This is a genomic window from Faecalibacterium sp. DFI.5.82, assembly GCF_029076575.1.
GTDB classification, from domain to species: Bacteria; Bacillota; Clostridia; order Oscillospirales; family Ruminococcaceae; genus Faecalibacterium; species Faecalibacterium duncaniae.
In genome coordinates this window covers 1-304 of sequence record NZ_JARFIS010000649.1, presented here as the reverse complement: position 1 = coordinate 304, position 304 = coordinate 1, and the positions used below count along the sequence as shown (strand labels likewise).

Annotated in this window: 1 pseudogene; it reads left to right on the top strand. The window is 55.6% G+C overall.

Going from position 1 to position 304, the window contains the following annotated elements:
• Positions 1-304, top strand: a pseudogene (locus P0G09_RS18270) (DNA repair protein RadA); the annotation flags it as partial.

Genomic DNA, 304 nt, shown 5'->3' with positions numbered 1-304 from the left:
GTACGGTCAGTCAGGTCAAGGAGAGCGCCGCCCGTCTGCTGGCGGTAGCCAAAAAGCAGGAGATTCCCATGTTCATAGTGGGCCATGTCAACAAAGACGGAGCCATTGCAGGCCCCAAGGTCATGGAGCACATCGTGGATACTGTGCTCTACTGTGAGGGCGACAAAATGCTGCCTTATCGCATTCTGCGGGCTGCCAAGAACCGCTATGGCTCCACCAATGAACTGGTCATGTATGATATGACAGGGCAGGGGCTGGAGGAGATCGAAAACCCTTCCCAGATGCTTTTGGAAGGCCGTCCGCT